This window comes from Pseudomonas sp. v388 (assembly GCF_003935425.1).
Lineage (GTDB): Bacteria > Pseudomonadota > Gammaproteobacteria > Pseudomonadales > Pseudomonadaceae > Aquipseudomonas.
Genome location: NZ_RHQN01000003.1, coordinates 15803 through 30352, shown reverse-complemented (window position 1 = coordinate 30352; position 14550 = coordinate 15803). Strand labels below are relative to the sequence as shown.

Here is a 14550-nt window from a genome sequence, read left to right as displayed (position 1 = left end):
CGTCGGTTTCCGGGCTGCCGGAAACGGCGTTCGGCACACACGACTTCTCACGGTCGGTGTCAGGGCGCGTCAGGAGTGGTTGGACACTCCAGTGTCTAGCGAGGTTCTCGACCAGAGGGGTCAAAGATTCGCGACGACGTTTCCTGCTTGCTGTGGTGACATATGACACCCTGTCAGCAAAAGCTTTGTCAGGAGGAGGAATCGACCATCGGTAGCGGACGAGATGAAGCGTCTAAAACAAGCCTTGTGCTACACAGTCCGATGGTTGTGCGTCTCCACCCTACACGTATCCCTGATAATTCGGGTGCTGCCGCGCGCAGAATCCGCAGCGGGTTGGCATTTACCGCAACCTTCGATTGGGAAGGTCGCGCATCATGGCTTGAGGCGTTGTTCCCGAAACATTCGCTCGTAGCTTCTGGAAACGACTGCACTTTGTGAACTGGCCATGGGTTGTGCGCACTGAAGGCGAGTGATTCACTCTGCGATCTGGCGTGTTTCCGGCCTCATGTCACCTGCGCTCGTTACGTTTCCAGCGCGCTCCGTTGTCACCGAAAGCCCCGTAGGACGGCCTCCCGTCCTTGTGAATTGCGTTGGGCAGGGCCGGTTGTCAACCGTTTGTCCGCTGTCCGGCCGCTTTTGGCGGCGTTCGCGACTATAGCAGCAATCATTAAGTGCTTCAAATCCATAAAAAATTGTTATTATCCGCCGCATGACGAATATTGCCCCTCCAACCCCCGGCGTCCAGCTGGTAGAGGTTGCGCCGGAACTTGCCGGTCAACGCATCGATAATTTTCTGATCACTTATCTCAAGGGTGTTCCCAAGACCTTGGTCTACCGCATCGTGCGCAAGGGCGAAGTGCGGGTGAACAAGGGCCGGATCAAGCCTGAGTACAAGTTGCAGGCCGGCGACATCGTGCGCATTCCGCCGGTGCGCGTGCCCGAGCGCGATGAGCCGGTGCCGGTTGCCCAAGGGCTGCTGCAGCGCCTGGAAGCTGCCATTGTCTACGAAGACAAGGCGCTGATCGTGCTCAACAAGCCTACCGGGATTGCCGTGCACGGCGGCAGCGGTCTGAGCTTCGGTGTCATCGAAGCCTTTCGCCAGTTGCGGCCGGATGCCAAGGAACTGGAGCTGGTGCATCGCCTGGACCGCGACACGTCCGGCCTGCTGATGATCGCCAAGAAACGCAGCATGCTGCGTCATCTTCATGAAGCCCTGCGCGGTGACGGCGTCGACAAGCGCTACATGGCGCTGGTGCGCGGCAACTGGGCCACCGCCCAGAAACAGGTCCGCGCGCCGCTGCTCAAGAGCAACCTGCGTTCCGGCGAGCGGATGGTCGAGGTCAACGACGAAGGCAAGGAAGCGCTGACCCTGTTCAAAGTGCTGCGTCGCTTCGGCGATTTCGCCACGCTGGTCGAAGCCAGGCCGGTCACCGGCCGTACCCACCAGATCCGTGTGCACACGTTGCATGCCGGGCACGCGATTGCCGGCGACACCAAATACGGCGATGAAGATTTCAGCCGGGAAATTCGAGACCTGGGCGGCAAGCGCCTGTTCCTGCATGCCTACCTGCTGACCGTGCCGATGCCTGATGGCAGCAAGCTGCAAGTGCAGGCGCCGGTCGACGAGATGTGGGCCAAGACCGTGGAGCGTTTGAGTGCGCCGTGATTATGATCTGCTGATTTTCGACTGGGACGGCACGCTGGCCGATTCCATCGGTCGTATCGTCGAGGCCATGCGCGTGGCGGCGGTGCAGAGCGACATGGAGGTTCGTGACGACCTGGCGATCAAGGGCATCATCGGTCTGGGGCTGCCCGAGGCGATTCGTACGCTTTATCCGCATATCACCGGCAACGAATTGGTCGATTTCCGGCAGCGCTACGCCGACAGTTATATGGCGATGGATAACGTACCGTCGCCGTTGTTCGACGGTGTGCTGGAGTCGATGCAGGTGTTTCGCGACCAGGGTTATCACCTGGCGGTCGCCACCGGCAAGGCGCGGCGCGGGCTGGATCGGGTGCTCAAGGCCAATGGCTGGCTCGACTGGTTCGACATTACCCGGGCGGCCGACGAGACGGCGAGCAAGCCGGACCCGCTGATGTTGCACGAGATCATGGCGCATTGCGATGTGCCGCCGCAGCGCTCGCTGATGATCGGCGATTCGTCGTTCGATCTGCAGATGGCCCGCAATGCGGGAATGGATTCGGTGGCGGTCGGCTATGGCGCCCAGTCCCTGGACTCGTTGCGCGCCTATGAGCCGCGCCTGGCTATCGAGGGTTTTTCCGAGCTGCGCACCTGGCTGGGCGAGCGCGGTATCTAGTTTTCAGGTTGGAGTGACACTGCTATGTCTGACGAATGGAAGGCACCGACTTCGCCAAGCGCGAACGAGGCTCATGACGGCAAGGAAGACGCCAGGAGCTGGAAGCTGCTGGAGAAAACGCTGCTGGCCGGCATTCAGGAGCAGCGTCGCTCGCGCCGCTGGGGCATCTTCTTCAAGATCCTGACCTTTACCTATCTGTTTGGCGCGTTGCTGCTGTTCACGCCGTTGATGGATTTCGACAAGAGCGCTTCGACCTCCGGCAGCCATACGGCGCTGGTCGAGATCGAAGGCATGATCGCCGCCAAGGAGCCGGCCAGTGCCGACAATATCGTCACCAGTCTGCGCAAGGCGTTCGAGGATACCAACACCAAAGGCGTAATCCTGCGTATCAACAGCCCGGGCGGCAGTCCGGTGCAGTCGGGCTATGTCTACGACGAAATCCGCCGTCTGCGCGCTGAGAAGCCGAACATCAAGGTGTATGCCGTGATCACCGATCTGGGCGCGTCCGGTGCTTACTATATTGCCAGTGCCGCCGACCAGATCTACGCCGACAAGGCCAGCCTGGTTGGCTCCATCGGCGTGACCGCTGCCGGGTTCGGGTTCGTCGGGACCATGGAGAAGCTGGGCGTGGATCGGCGTACCTACACGTCCGGCGAGCACAAGTCGTTCCTTGATCCGTTCCAGCCGCAGAAAGCGGAAGAAACGCAGTTCTGGCAAGGTGTGCTCGATACCACGCACCGGCAGTTCATCGCCAGCGTCAAGCAGGGGCGTGGTGACCGGCTCAAGGATAAAGAGCATCCCGAGCTGTTCTCGGGGCTGGTGTGGACCGGCGAGCAGGCGGTCGCCCTGGGGCTGGTGGACGCGCTGGGCAGTTCCAGTCATGTGGCGCGTGAGGTGATCGGCGAAAAGAACATTGTCGACTACACCGTTCAGGAATCGCCGTTCGATCGTTTTTCCAAGAAGCTGGGCGCCAGCGTCGCCGAGCGTATCGCAATGTGGGCCGGCTTCACCGGGCCGACGCTGCGCTGATCGATCCTTTGGCAGAAAACCCGGCCGCTGGTCGGGTTTTTTGTGGTGCCGGGTTCAGGGAATGCTCACGCCTTCTTTGCTCAGCATGGCTACCAGGCGGATCAGCGGCAGGCCGATCAGGCTGGTCGCGTCGCTGCCTTCGGTGCTGCGGAACAGGCTGACACCCAGTCCCTCGGCCTTGAAGCTGCCGGCGCAGTCAAAAGGCTGTTCGGCATGCAGATAACGTTCGATGCCGGCGCGATCCAGTTCGCGCATGTGCACCGTGAACGGCACGCAGTCGACCTGGCAGGTGCCGGTATCGCTGTTGAGCAGGGCCAGGCCGGTAAGAAAGGTTACGCTGTTGCCGCTGGCTGCCGACAATTGGGCCAGCGCCCGCTCGAAAGTGTGGGGTTTGCCCAGTACCTGCCCGTCGAGTACCGCCACCTGGTCGGAGCCGATGATCAGGTGGCCGGGATGAGCGGCGGCGAGCGCCTGGGCTTTTTCCCGCGCCAGGCGCTGTACCAGGTCGATGGCGGCTTCGTCGCAGTGGCGGCTCTCGTCGATATCCGGCGACTGACAGGTGAAAGAAACGCGCAGGCGAGCGAGCAGTTCGCGGCGATAAGGGGAGCTGGAAGCGAGGAGCAGGGAAGGCATGCGGTTCTCCGTAGGCTGAGCGCCGATTCTAATCAGTGGTCTGCATAGCGAACAGGCCTGAATTTCCTTTGACATGCCAAGGGGGCATCCCTAGAATGCTGCGCCTATGTTGAATGACCCGATTCCATCTCACGTTGACCCGCGCAAATTGGCTGATCGTGGCACTACCCTTGAAGGTGAAGTGCTGCTGGCCCATTTGGAGAGACTCTGCGACCCGCTTTCCGACAATGTCGGTACGGTGCAGGCTAAATTCGTTTTTGAGCGTGACGAACGCCGTTCGGTGGTTATCCACAGTTCGATAGACGTCCCGGTCAAGATGGTTTGCCAGCGTTGTCTTGAGCTGGTAACCCTGCCGATCCACAGCGAATGCAGTTACGCGGTGGTGAAGGAGGGTGCGAATACCCAGTCGTTACCGAAAGGTTATGACGTGCTGGAACTGGGCGAAGATCCATTGGATCTGCTGGCATTGATCGAGGAAGAGCTTCTGCTCGCCTTGCCGATTGTGCCTGCTCATCATCCGGAAGAATGCCAGCAACCGGCGGGTCTCGATGAGCCCGAACCGAGCGTGGACGAGGTAACGCGGTCCAACCCGTTCAGTGTATTGGCGCAGTTAAAGCGTGACCCAAACGTTTAGGAGTTAATCAAATATGGCTGTTCAGCAGAACAAAAAATCCCGCTCTGCCCGTGACATGCGTCGTTCGCACGACGCTCTTGAGGCAAGCACTCTGTCGGTAGAAAAGACCACTGGTGAAGTTCACCTGCGTCACCACGTATCGCCAGAAGGCGTATACCGTGGTCGTAAAGTGATCGACAAGGGCGCTGACGAGTAATTTCTTGTCCGCTCCGATCATTGCGATCGACGCAATGGGCGGGGACTTCGGTCCCCGCAACATTGTTCAGGCCAGTCTCGCGTGCCTTACCGCAACACCCTCGCTGCACCTGGCCCTCGTCGGCCAAACCTCCCTCATTGAAGATCTGATCGCCCTCCATTCCGGTGTGGATCGTTCGCGCCTGCACGTTGTACAGGCCGGCGAAATCATCACCATGGACGAGCGTCCGTCCCAGGCGCTGCGTGGCAAGCCTGATTCGTCGATGCGTGTCGCGTTGAGGCTGGTGGCGGACGGGCAGGCCCAGGCGTGTGTGAGTGCGGGCAACACCGGGGCGCTGATGGCGCTGTCGCGCTTCATGCTCAAGACGCTGCCCGGCATCGACCGACCGGCGATGGTCGCGGCGATTCCGACGCGCAGCGGCTATTGTCAGTTGCTGGACCTTGGGGCGAACGTCGATTGCAGTGCCGAGGCGCTCTATCAGTTCGCGGTCATGGGTTCGGTGGCTGCCGAGACGCTGGGCGTGCCGAAGCCGCGTGTGGCCCTGTTGAATGTGGGTACCGAGGACATCAAGGGCAATCAGCAGGTCAAGCAGGCCGCTGCCTTGCTGCAGCAGGCGGGCGGTCTCAACTACATCGGCTTCATCGAAGGCGATGGGTTGTACCGGGGCGAAGCGGATGTCGTGGTGTGCGACGGTTTCGTGGGCAATGTGCTGCTCAAGTCCAGCGAAGGGCTGGCGACCATGATCGCGGCCCGGATCGAGGCGTTGTTCAGTCGCAATCTGCTGACCCGCGTGGCGGGAGTGGTGGCCATGCCGGTGCTCAGGCGCCTGCAGGCCGACATGGCCCCTGCGCGGCATAACGGCGCCAGCTTGCTGGGTTTGCAGGGCATCGTGGTCAAGAGTCATGGCTCGGCCGGCGTCCAGGCATTCCAGAGCGCCATACAGCGCGCCGTGATCGAGACGCGGGAAAACCTGCCGCAACGCCTGAACGGGCGGCTGGAAGCCTTGTTGCAGGGCGGTAATCGGTGAAGATGTGACGCATCCGACTACCCGGTCATCCAAACCGGCAGTCACGTAATTTTTGAATTCCTGCGTTCGGCCTGTTCCGAACGCCCATTTGGCGACAACAATTCAGGGGCTTGTTAAATGTCTGCATCCCTCGCATTCGTCTTTCCGGGTCAAGGATCGCAATCGCTCGGCATGCTCGCCGAGCAGGGCGCACAGCATCCTTTGATCCTCGATACATTCGAGCAAGCGTCCGACGCGCTGGGCTATGACCTCTGGGCGCTGACCCAGCAAGGCCCGGCCGAGCTGCTCAACCAGACCGACAAGACTCAACCGGCGATCCTGACTGCATCGGTCGCGCTGTGGCATGTCTGGCTGGCCGAAGGCGGCGCGGTTCCCGCGTTCGTCGCCGGTCACAGCCTGGGCGAATACAGTGCGCTGGTTGCCGCGCAGAGCCTGAGCCTGGCCGACGCGGTCAAGCTGGTGGAGCGTCGTGGTCAGCTGATGCAGGAAGCGGTGCCGGCCGGTCAGGGCGGCATGGCGGCGATCCTGGGTCTCGAAGACGCTGTCGTCATCGCAGCCTGCGCCGAAGCGGCGCAGGGCGAAGTGGTCAGCGCGGTGAACTTCAACTCGCCGGGCCAGGTGGTTATCGCGGGCGCTGCTGAAGCCGTGAAACGCGCAATGGAGATCTGCAAGGCTCGCGGCGCCAAGCGCGCCTTGCCGTTGCCGGTGAGCGTGCCATCGCACTGTGAACTGATGCGCCCGGCCGCCGAGCGTTTCGCCGAGTCCATCGAAGCCATCGACTGGCAGGCCCCGGAAATCGCCCTGGTGCAGAACGTCAGCGCCGCAGCGGTCAGCGACGTCGCGACCCTCAAGCGTGACCTGCTCGAACAGCTGTACAAGCCGGTTCGCTGGGTCGAATCCATTCAGTGCCTGGCCGGTCGCGGTGCTACCCAGCTGGTGGAGTGCGGTCCCGGCAAGGTATTGGCCGGTCTGAACAAGCGTTGCGCCGAAGGCGTGACTACTTACAATCTGGATACCCCAGACGCCTTTGCCGCCGCCCGTGCGGCACTGGCCTGATTAGGAGAAGCCTGCATGAGCCTGCAAGGTAAAGTTGCACTGGTCACCGGCGCCAGCCGTGGTATCGGCCAAGCCATCGCCCTGGAACTGGGTCGCAATGGTGCCGTGGTCGTCGGTACGGCGACGTCCGAATCCGGTGCCGAGCGAATCAGCGCTGCGTTCAAGGAAGCGGGCATCGAGGGCTTCGGCCTGATGCTGGACGTGTGCAGTGCCGAATCGGTGGATTCGGTGCTGTCGACCATTCAGGCACGCGTCGGCGCGCCGCTGATTCTGGTCAATAACGCCGGTATCACCCGCGATAACCTGATGATGCGCATGAAAGATGACGAATGGTATGACGTGGTCAATACCAATCTGAACAGCCTGTTCCGCCTGTCCAAGGGCGTTTTGCGCGGCATGACCAAGGCTCGTTGGGGCCGGATTATCAGTATCGGGTCGGTTGTCGGTGCAATGGGCAACGCCGGTCAAGTAAACTATGCTTCCGCGAAGGCAGGGCTGGAAGGTTTCAGTCGTGCTCTTGCTCGTGAGGTGGGTTCGCGTGCAGTGACTGTGAACGCAGTCGCGCCAGGCTTCATCGATACCGATATGACGCGTGAACTGCCTGAGGCTCAACGTGAGTCCTTGCTGACCCAGATTCCTCTGGGTCGTCTTGGGCAGGCACAGGAAATCGCACACGTAGTCGCGTTTCTCGCGTCCGAAGGCGCAGGTTACGTGACCGGGGCTACAATCCCGGTCAACGGCGGCATGTACATGAGCTGATGTGACTCGTCACATCGTAAAAATGTCATACCAGCTGTCTAAAAATCCGTTATAAAGCTGCAATCTATCCACGGGCATGGGGCTGATGGACGTAAGGGAAGAGCGTTTAGCTTGAAATTCGCAAAACCTCTTCTATACACTTACCCACCGGCCAGATGCCTGACTATTTCCATTAGGAGTTAAAACTAGGTATGAGCACCATCGAAGAGCGCGTCAAGAAAATCGTTGCTGAGCAACTTGGCGTCAAAGAAGAAGAAGTCACCAATGAAGCTTCTTTTGTTGAAGACCTGGGTGCTGACTCCCTGGACACCGTTGAGCTGGTAATGGCTCTGGAAGAGGAATTCGAGACCGAAATCCCTGACGAAGAAGCGGAAAAGATCACCACCGTTCAGCTGGCTATCAACTACGTTACCAGCCATCAGGCGTAATGTTTTGTAATCGCTGTTAGCTGTCATGGGAAAACCGCACTGCCTTCTGGCGTGCGGTTTTTTCTTTGAAACGATGTGATGTTTTCGTCAACAAGAGAGAAGGAGAGTCCTGTGTCGCGTAGACGCGTCGTGGTCACCGGGATGGGCATGCTTTCGCCACTGGGAAATGATGTGCCGAGCAGCTGGCAAGGCATTCTGGAAAGCCGCAGTGGCATTGGCCTTATCGAGCACACGGACCTTTCGGCCTACACCACCCGTTTTGGCGGTTCGGTAAAGGGTTTCAACGTCGAGGAGTACCTCGCGCCCAAGGAAGCCCGTCGGCTAGATCTCTTTATTCAGTACGGTCTGGCGGCCAGTTTTCAAGCCGTGCGGAATGCCGGCCTTGAAGTGACCGATGCCAACCGCGAGCGGATTGGCGTTGCCATGGGTTCGGGTATCGGTGGCCTCACCAATATCGAAAACAGCAGTCGCCTGCTGCACGAGCAAGGGCCGGGGCGGATTTCTCCATTCTTCGTGCCAGGCTCGATCATCAACATGATTTCCGGTTTCCTGTCCATCCATCTGGGTGCCCAGGGGCCTAACTATGCCATCGCCACGGCCTGCACCACGGCCACGCATTGTATCGGCATGGCGGCGCGCAACATCGCCTATGACGAAGCCGACGTGATGATCGCCGGCGGCGCGGAAATGGCCGCGTGCGGCCTGGGGCTTGGCGGTTTCGGCGCGGCCCGCGCCCTGTCGACCCGCAACGACGATCCGGCCCGCGCCAGTCGTCCGTGGGATCAGGGCCGCGACGGTTTCGTGCTGTCCGACGGCGCCGGGGCCATGGTCCTGGAAGAGCTGGAACACGCCAAGGCCCGTGGCGCGACCATTTATGCCGAGCTGGTCGGTTTCGGCATGAGCGGCGATGCGTACCACATGACCTCGCCGCCCGATGACGGCGCCGGTGCGGCCCGCTGCATCACCAATGCACTGCGCGATGCGAAGCTCACGCCTGAACAGGTGCAATACATCAACGCTCATGGCACCTCGACCATGGCCGGTGACCTGGCGGAAGCCTCGGCGATCAAGTCGGTGTTCGGCGATCACGCCTACAAGCTGGCAGTCAGCTCCACCAAATCGATGACCGGTCACCTGCTGGGCGCCGCCGGGGCGGTCGAGGCGATTTTCAGCGTGCTGTCGATCCTCGATCAGGTCGCGCCGCCGACCATCAACCTCGACGAGCCGAGCGAAGGTTGCGACCTGGATTTCGTGCCTCACGAAGCACGCCAGACGCCGATCGACGTGGTTATCTCCAACTCGTTCGGCTTTGGTGGTACCAACGGCTCGCTGGTGTTCCGCCGGTTCAGCGAGTGATGTTCAGCTGGGTCGACGGCTGCCTCGCCGAGGCGCTGCCGCTCAAGGATCGGGGCCTGGCCTACGGCGATGGGGTGTTCGAAACCATCGCCGTGAAGGCCGGTGCACCGCTGCTGTTCGACCGACACCTGCAACGCCTGGAAACATCTTGCCGGCGCCTGGCGATTCCGCTGGACATGGCTTTGGCCCGTGCCGAAATGACCCGCTTCGCCATGCAGCTGGGCGACGGAATCATGAAGCTGATCGTCACCCGTGGCGACAGTCAACGCGGCTATGGTCCGGCTCCGGATACGCAATCGCGCCGCATCCTGCAGGCAGGTCCCGCGCCGTCCTATCCGGCGGTGCATGCCGAGCAGGGCGTCCGGCTGTTTGCCTGCCGCACCCGGCTGGCCGAACAGCCTTTGCTGGCCGGGATCAAGCACCTCAATCGCCTCGAACAGGTCCTGGCTCGCTCCGAGTGGCAAGACAACAAGCATGCCGAGGGCTTGATGTGCGATGTCTCCGGCCGTGTGATCGAAGGGGTCTACAGCAATCTCTTTCTGGTTCGCGAAGGGCGTCTGCTGACCGCTGACCTCAGCCGTTGCGGCGTCGCCGGCGTGATGCGCGCCGAGTTGCTGGATCAGGCCCGCAGGCTTGGAGTGGCGGTGGACATTCGCGACCTGAGCCTGTCCGACCTGGAGCAGGCCGATGAAGTCTTTGTCTGCAACAGCGTTTACGGGGTATGGCCCGTGCGCGGCTTCGAGCGGCTGAACTGGTCGATTGGTCCGCTCACCCGTAAACTGCAGGGCATTGCCCACGCGCTTCTGGATATCTGATACGTGATCCGAAAATTTTTGGTGTTGCTGGAGACCGCCGTGGTCCTGGCCGTCCTGCTGCTGGGCTTCGTGGTCTGGAAACAGCACTCGGCGTTGAACCAGCCCCTGAACGTCACTCAGGAACAAATGCTCGACGTGCCGGCCGGCTCGACACCTTCCGGGGTGCTCAATCGTCTACAGAACGATGGCGTGATCCGCGATGCGTTCTGGCTGCGTCTTTACTGGCGCTTCAACCTGGCCGAGCAGCCCTTGCACAGCGGTGAGTACCGGATGACGCCGGGCATGGATATCGAAGCACTGTTCGGGGTGTGGAAGCGCAAGGAAGTGGTGCAGTACAACCTGACCCTGGTTGAAGGCTGGAATTTCCGCCAGGTGCGAGCGGCCCTCGCAGCCCAGCCCAAGCTGGGTCAGACCCTGGCCGGGTTGAGCGACAGCGAGCTGATGAACAGGATCGGCCATCCCGACGTATTCCCCGAAGGGCGCTTCTTTCCCGACACGTACCGTTATGTGCGTGGCATGACCGACGCCGAAGTGCTCAAGCAAGCCTACAAGCGCCTTGAAGACGTACTCGACGATGAATGGAATCAGCGTGCGCCGAGCGCGCCATACGCCGATCCTTACCAGGCGCTGATCATGGCTTCGCTGGTGGAGAAGGAAACCGGCGTACCTTATGAGCGCGGCCAGATTGCCGGCGTGTTTGTGCGTCGCTTGCAGCTGGGCATGATGTTGCAGACCGACCCGACGGTCATCTATGGCATGGGCGAGCGATACAACGGCAAGCTGACCCGCGCCAACCTGCGCGAGCCGACGCCTTACAACACCTACATGATCATCGGCCTGCCGCCCACGCCGATCTCGCTGGTGGGGCGCGAGGCGATTCACGCGGCGCTGAATCCGGTGATGGGCAACAGCCTGTACTTCGTGGCCAAGGGCGACGGCAGTCATGTGTTCTCCACTGATCTGGACGCCCATAACGCCGCGGTGCGCGAGTATCAGCTCAAGCGCCGCGCCGACTATCGCTCCAGCCCGACGCCTGCGTCCGGCGCTCAGGTGCAACCGGACACCCTTTCCCCGGAACCCGAACCCGCTGCCGCGCCCAACGCGTCGCCAGAGGTCCCGGTTTCGCAATGACAACGACTAAGGACTGCCTGTGACCGGCTTGTTTATTACCCTGGAAGGCCCGGAAGGCGCGGGCAAGAGCACCAACCGTGATTATCTGGCCGCGCAGCTGCGTGCCCGGGGCGTCGAGGTTCTGCTGACCCGCGAACCGGGCGGCACGCCGCTGGCCGAACGCATTCGCGACATGCTGCTGGCACCCAGCGATGAAAACATGTGCACCGATACCGAGCTGCTGCTGGTGTTCGCCGCCCGCGCCCAGCACCTTGCCGAGGTGATTCGTCCCGCCCTGGCCCGCGGTGAAGTGGTGCTGTGCGATCGTTTCACGGACGCGACTTACGCATATCAGGGCGGCGGCCGCGGTCTGTCCCATGATCGCATCGCCGTGCTGGAAAGCTTCGTGCAGGGTGACCTGCGTCCGGACCTGACGCTGGTGTTCGATCTGCCGGTGGAAATCGGCCTGGCCCGGGCCGCTGCCCGAGGCCGTCTGGATCGCTTCGAGCAGGAAGGCCGGGCGTTTTTCGATGCAGTGCGCAGTACGTACCTGGCACGTGCCGAGGCTGAGCCGGCCCGTTACCGGCTGATCGACGCGTCCCAGTCGCTGGCGGACGTGCAGCGCTCCCTCGACGCCTGGCTGCCGCAACTGCTGGAGCGTTACCGTGGCTGAGGCCTATCCATGGCAGGAAGCGCTCTGGCAGCAGTTGGCCGGGCGTCCCCAGCACGCTCACGCTTACCTGCTGCACGGGCCGATCGGCATCGGCAAGCGAGCGCTGGCCGAGCGGCTGATGGCCAGCCTGCTGTGCCAGAACCTCAACGGGCTTGAATCGTGCGGGCAGTGCAAGTCGTGTCTGCTGCTGGTCGCCGGCAGTCATCCGGACAACTACATTCTCGAGCCTGAAGAAGCGGACAAGCCGATCAAGGTCGATCAGGTGCGCGATCTGGTCAGCTTCGTGGTGCAAACCTCGCAAATGGGCGGGCGCAAGGTGGTGTTGATCGAGCCGGTGGAGTCGATGAACATCAACGCGGCCAACGCCCTGCTCAAAAGCCTTGAGGAGCCGTCCGGCAACACGGTATTGCTGTTGGTCAGCCATCAGCCGAGCCGTTTGCTGCCGACGGTGAAGAGTCGTTGCGTGCAGCAGGCCTGTCCGCTGCCCGGTCAGCGGTTGAGCCTGGACTGGCTGGGCAACGCCTTGCCGGATTGCTCCGAGCAAGAGCGGCTCGAATTGCTGACCCTGGCCGCAGGCTCGCCCCTGGCTGCGGTCAGGCTGCATGGCCAGGGCGTGCGCGAACAGCGAGCGCTGGTGGTGGATGGGGTCAAGAAACTGCTCAAGCAACAGCAGTCGCCGACCCAATTGGCAGAAGGCTGGAAGGACGTTGCGCTGTTGCAATTGTTTGACTGGTTCTGCGACTGGTCCCAGCTGATCCTGCGCTATCAGCTCACCGAAGACGAAGACGGTCTGGGGTTGGCCGATATGCGCAAGGTGGTGCAGTACCTGGCGCAGAAGTCGGCACGCGGCAAAGTGCTGGACCTGCAGGACTGGATCCTGGCCCAGCGTCAGAAAGTCATGTCCAAGGCCAACCTCAATCGGGTGCTGCTGCTCGAAGCGCTGCTCGTGCAGTGGGCAGGCTTGCCCGGACAGGCGTAGACTCTGCCATTCGGAACCCGCGAGGAGTTGCAATGAGCTTGCCGCTTAACACCGGTCCACGTAACGGCATCCTGTCCTTGACCATCAAGGACAAGTCCGTGTTGTATGCCGCCTACATGCCGTTCATCAAGAACGGCGGTCTGTTCATCCCGACCAGCAAGAGCTATCGGCTGGGCGACGAAGTGTTCATGTTATTGAGCCTCATGGATGAACCCGAGAAAGTCCCGGTAGCGGGCAAGGTGACCTGGGTGACGCCCAAAGGTGCCCAGGGCAACCGCGCCGCCGGCGTTGGCGTGCAGTTCAATGATGGCGACAACACTGCCCGGAACCTGATCGAAACCTATCTGGTCGGCGCGCTGAAGTCCGACCGTCCTACCCATACGATGTAGTTGCCCCATTGCCCATGCTTGTAGATTCCCATTGTCACCTCGATCGTCTCGACCTCACCCAGCACGATGGCTCTCTGGACGCTGCGCTTGACGCCGCACGGGGCAGGGGTGTCGGGCATTTTCTGTGCATCGGCGTCAGTGCCGACAACGCCGGAGCCGTGAAGGCGCTGGCCGAGCGCTACGACGACGTCGACTGTTCGGTCGGTGTCCATCCGCTGGACCTCAAGCCCGGCGAAGCGCCTGCGCTGGACTGGCTGTTGGGAGAGCTGGATCATCCGCGAGTGGTGGCGATCGGCGAAACCGGCCTGGACTACCATTACGAACCGGAAGCCGCCGAGCTGCAGCAGGCGTCATTTCGTCTGCACCTGCAGGCCGCGCAGAGTACCGGCAAACCGGTGATCGTCCATACGCGCGGTGCGCGTGCCGATACGTTGCAGCTGCTGCGCGACGCGGCGCTGCCTCAGGCCGGCGTTCTGCATTGCTTTACCGAAGACTGGGAAATGGCCAAGGCGGCTCTGGACCTGGGATTCTATATCTCGCTGTCGGGTATCGTGACCTTTCGCAACGCCGAGGCGTTGCGCGACGTGGCCCGTCAGGTACCGTCCGATCGTCTGCTGGTGGAAACCGACTCGCCGTATCTGGCGCCCATCCCACATCGCGGCAAGCCGAACCTTCCGCAGTACGTGCGTGATGTGGCCGAATTCCTGGCAATGCTGCGCGGCGAGCCTTACGAGCAGTTCGCCCGGCAGACCACGGAGAACTTCCGCCGTCTGTTCCCGCTGGCCCACGTTCGGACCTGACACGCCGAATCCCGGGCAAAAAAAACCCGGATTCTGGGGGGTGAAGCCGGGTTAAGACCATTAGGAGTAAAACAAAGGCACGCGGTCCATTGGCGCCTTTACTGGCGCACCACTTGGGGGAGATGGCTCGCCAACGATTCAAGTATTGATCAGGATCGTCTCGCGTCCAGTGCTTGTTGTTCATTTTTTAAACAGTTTTGGAATACTAAACCGGCTGGTCAGCGCTCGTTGGCCCTTTCTTGCCTCAAGCGGCTTGCAGATGGACGACGCAATCGCTGCAAGGACCGGCGGTCACTGTGTGGGGGTGACATCCGCAGGTACAAGGTCGTCCGCTCTGAAGACAGAGCA

General features: G+C 61.5%; 17 protein-coding genes. 16 read left to right on the top strand and 1 reads right to left on the bottom strand.

Annotated elements, in window-relative coordinates:
* Nucleotides 1–709: 709 nt before the first annotated feature.
* From rluC to sppA, 3 genes are read left to right on the top strand one after another with little or no spacing between them, the layout of a single operon-like run.
* Complete coding sequence (rluC, locus tag EGJ27_RS07710; RefSeq protein WP_125830143.1) at nt 710–1666, top strand: 23S rRNA pseudouridine(955/2504/2580) synthase RluC; 957 nt, start codon at nt 710–712, stop codon at nt 1664–1666.
* Nucleotides 1656–2318: an HAD-IA family hydrolase gene (locus tag EGJ27_RS07705; protein WP_125830142.1), complete on the top strand. Its 663-nt coding sequence runs from the start codon at nt 1656–1658 to the stop codon at nt 2316–2318. Before rluC ends, EGJ27_RS07705 begins: the two co-directional genes overlap by 11 nt.
* Before the next feature lie 24 nt (nt 2319–2342).
* A complete protein-coding gene (gene sppA / locus EGJ27_RS07700; protein ID WP_125830141.1) occupies nt 2343–3347 on the top strand; it encodes a signal peptide peptidase SppA in 1005 nt (334 codons plus the stop codon).
* A 54-nt stretch (nt 3348–3401) separates the two neighbouring features.
* Here sppA and EGJ27_RS07695 read toward each other — a convergent pair whose 3' ends face one another.
* Nucleotides 3402–3980, bottom strand: coding sequence for a nucleoside triphosphate pyrophosphatase (locus EGJ27_RS07695; RefSeq protein WP_177522978.1), 579 nt, complete (start codon nt 3978–3980; stop codon nt 3402–3404).
* Between the two features lie 106 nt (nt 3981–4086).
* Here EGJ27_RS07695 and EGJ27_RS07690 point away from each other — a divergent pair, with 106 nt between their 5' ends.
* From EGJ27_RS07690 to EGJ27_RS07630, 13 genes are all read left to right on the top strand, one after another.
* Complete coding sequence (locus EGJ27_RS07690) at nt 4087–4614, top strand: YceD family protein (RefSeq protein ID WP_125830139.1); 528 nt, start codon at nt 4087–4089, stop codon at nt 4612–4614.
* Between the two features lie 13 nt (nt 4615–4627).
* Nucleotides 4628–4810, top strand: a complete 183-nt coding sequence (gene rpmF / locus EGJ27_RS07685; protein WP_003179396.1) for a 50S ribosomal protein L32 — start codon at nt 4628–4630, stop codon at nt 4808–4810.
* A 4-nt stretch (nt 4811–4814) separates the two neighbouring features.
* Nucleotides 4815–5837, top strand: a complete 1023-nt coding sequence (gene plsX, locus EGJ27_RS07680; protein WP_125830138.1) for a phosphate acyltransferase PlsX — start codon at nt 4815–4817, stop codon at nt 5835–5837.
* A 117-nt stretch (nt 5838–5954) separates the two neighbouring features.
* Nucleotides 5955–6893 carry an ACP S-malonyltransferase gene (gene fabD, locus EGJ27_RS07675; protein ID WP_125830137.1) on the top strand — a complete coding sequence of 313 codons (939 nt, stop codon included), beginning with the start codon at nt 5955–5957 and terminating at the stop codon, nt 6891–6893.
* Nucleotides 6894–6908: 15 nt separating this feature from the next.
* Entirely contained in the window at nt 6909–7652 is a 744-nt protein-coding gene (fabG, locus tag EGJ27_RS07670) for a 3-oxoacyl-ACP reductase FabG (protein ID WP_125830136.1), read from the top strand.
* Nucleotides 7653–7843: 191 nt separating this feature from the next.
* Entirely contained in the window at nt 7844–8080 is a 237-nt protein-coding gene (acpP, locus tag EGJ27_RS07665; protein ID WP_125830135.1) for an acyl carrier protein, read from the top strand.
* Between the two features lie 111 nt (nt 8081–8191).
* The gene (gene fabF / locus EGJ27_RS07660; RefSeq protein ID WP_125830134.1) at nt 8192–9436 is read left to right on the top strand and encodes a beta-ketoacyl-ACP synthase II; all 1245 of its coding nucleotides are present in this window, start codon (nt 8192–8194) and stop codon (nt 9434–9436) included.
* Nucleotides 9436–10251, top strand: a complete 816-nt coding sequence (pabC, locus tag EGJ27_RS07655) for an aminodeoxychorismate lyase (RefSeq protein WP_125830133.1) — start codon at nt 9436–9438, stop codon at nt 10249–10251. Before fabF ends, pabC begins: the two co-directional genes overlap by 1 nt.
* Before the next feature lie 3 nt (nt 10252–10254).
* Complete coding sequence (gene mltG, locus EGJ27_RS07650) at nt 10255–11382, top strand: endolytic transglycosylase MltG (protein WP_177522977.1); 1128 nt, start codon at nt 10255–10257, stop codon at nt 11380–11382.
* 19 nt (nt 11383–11401) lie between these two features.
* Nucleotides 11402–12034, top strand: coding sequence for a dTMP kinase (gene tmk / locus EGJ27_RS07645; RefSeq protein WP_125830132.1), 633 nt, complete (start codon nt 11402–11404; stop codon nt 12032–12034).
* Nucleotides 12027–13013 (top strand): DNA polymerase III subunit delta', encoded by a 987-nt coding sequence (locus EGJ27_RS07640; protein ID WP_125830131.1) that lies wholly within the window; start codon nt 12027–12029, stop codon nt 13011–13013. Before tmk ends, EGJ27_RS07640 begins: the two co-directional genes overlap by 8 nt.
* A gap of 32 nt (nt 13014–13045) precedes the next feature.
* Nucleotides 13046–13402, top strand: a complete 357-nt coding sequence (locus EGJ27_RS07635) for a PilZ domain-containing protein (protein ID WP_125830130.1) — start codon at nt 13046–13048, stop codon at nt 13400–13402.
* Nucleotides 13403–13416: 14 nt separating this feature from the next.
* Nucleotides 13417–14202 carry a TatD family hydrolase gene (locus EGJ27_RS07630; protein WP_125830129.1) on the top strand — a complete coding sequence of 262 codons (786 nt, stop codon included), beginning with the start codon at nt 13417–13419 and terminating at the stop codon, nt 14200–14202.
* The last annotated feature ends 348 nt before the right edge of the window (nt 14203–14550 follow it).

Bases quoted from the DNA above. Each gene is read 5' to 3' on its own strand.
- rpmF (WP_003179396.1), top strand. From the start codon at position 4,628: ATGGCTGTTCAGCAGAACAAAAAATCCCGCTCTGCCCGTGACATGCGT.
- pabC (WP_125830133.1), top strand. From the start codon at position 9,436: ATGTTCAGCTGGGTCGACGGCTGCCTCGCCGAGGCGCTGCCGCTCAAG.
- EGJ27_RS07635 (WP_125830130.1), top strand. From the start codon at position 13,046: ATGAGCTTGCCGCTTAACACCGGTCCACGTAACGGCATCCTGTCCTTG.
- EGJ27_RS07630 (WP_125830129.1), top strand. From the start codon at position 13,417: ATGCTTGTAGATTCCCATTGTCACCTCGATCGTCTCGACCTCACCCAG.
- EGJ27_RS07690 (WP_125830139.1), top strand. From the start codon at position 4,087: ATGTTGAATGACCCGATTCCATCTCACGTTGACCCGCGCAAATTGGCT.
- fabG (WP_125830136.1), top strand. From the start codon at position 6,909: ATGAGCCTGCAAGGTAAAGTTGCACTGGTCACCGGCGCCAGCCGTGGT.
- rluC (WP_125830143.1), top strand. From the start codon at position 710: ATGACGAATATTGCCCCTCCAACCCCCGGCGTCCAGCTGGTAGAGGTT.
- EGJ27_RS07695 (WP_177522978.1), bottom strand. From the start codon at position 3,980: ATGCCTTCCCTGCTCCTCGCTTCCAGCTCCCCTTATCGCCGCGAACTG.
- acpP (WP_125830135.1), top strand. From the start codon at position 7,844: ATGAGCACCATCGAAGAGCGCGTCAAGAAAATCGTTGCTGAGCAACTT.
- sppA (WP_125830141.1), top strand. From the start codon at position 2,343: ATGTCTGACGAATGGAAGGCACCGACTTCGCCAAGCGCGAACGAGGCT.
- fabD (WP_125830137.1), top strand. From the start codon at position 5,955: ATGTCTGCATCCCTCGCATTCGTCTTTCCGGGTCAAGGATCGCAATCG.